1 pseudogene is annotated in these 950 nt (G+C 64.8%); it reads right to left on the bottom strand.

Going from position 1 to position 950, the window contains the following annotated elements:
• Positions 1–950, bottom strand: a pseudogene (locus JYA52_RS00140) (pyruvate dehydrogenase (acetyl-transferring), homodimeric type); the annotation flags it as partial.

Genomic DNA, 950 nt, shown 5'->3' with positions numbered 1-950 from the left:
CGGCGTGCTGGAGTCCTTCACCGGTGAGGGTGGTGCGGCCGGCGGTGGCGCCGATGATGAAGCCGCGGGTCATCTGGTCCGCGGCTGCCCAGAAGGCGTCGCCGGTGCGCTGGAAGCCGAACATGGAGTAGAACACGTAGACCGGGATGAGCGGCACGCCGTGGGTGGCGTAGGCAGTGCCGGCGGCGGTGAAGGCTGCGACGGCGCCGGCTTCGTTGATGCCGGGGTGGATCAGCTGGCCCTGCGCGGATTCCTTGTAGGCCAGGACCAGATCGCGGTCCACGGACAGGTAGTTCTGGCCGCCCGGGTTGTAGATCTTGGCCGTCGGGAAGAACGCGTCCATGCCGAAGGTCCGTGATTCGTCCGGCACGATGGGAACAATCCGGTGCCCGAAGTTCTTGTCCCGGAGCAGGTCCTTGAGCAGCCGGACGAACGCCATGGTCGTCGCGGCCTGCTGCTTGCCCGAACCGCGCTTGGAAACGTCGAAGGTCTTGGCGTCCGGCAATTCAACAGCGGCGTGCTGTGGACGGCGCTCGGGCGTGAAACCGCCCAGTGCCTTCCGCCTCTCAAGGAGGTAGGCCATCTCGGGGGCATCCCACCCCGGGTGGTAGTACGGCGGGCTGTAGGGATCCTCTTCCAACTGGGCATCGGAAATGGGAATCCTGAGGTAGTCCCTGAATTCCTTCAGGTCGTCGAGGGTGAGTTTTTTCATCTGGTGGGTGGCGTTGCGGCCTTCGAAGTGCGGGCCGAGTCCGTAGCCCTTGACCGTTTTGGCCAGGATCACGGTGGGCTTGCCCTTGAATTCGGTGGCTGCCTTGTATGCGGCGTAGACCTTGCGGTAGTCGTGGCCGCCGCGCTTGAGGTTCCAGATCTGGTCATCGGTGAGGTCCGCGACCATGTCCTTGGTCTGCGGGGTCTTGCCGAAGAAGTGCTCGCGGACGAACCCGCCG

The sequence above is a fragment of the Arthrobacter pascens genome (assembly GCF_017052465.1).
Taxonomy (GTDB): Bacteria; Actinomycetota; Actinomycetes; order Actinomycetales; family Micrococcaceae; genus Arthrobacter; species Arthrobacter pascens.
This window is presented reverse-complemented; position numbering and strand designations above follow the sequence as displayed.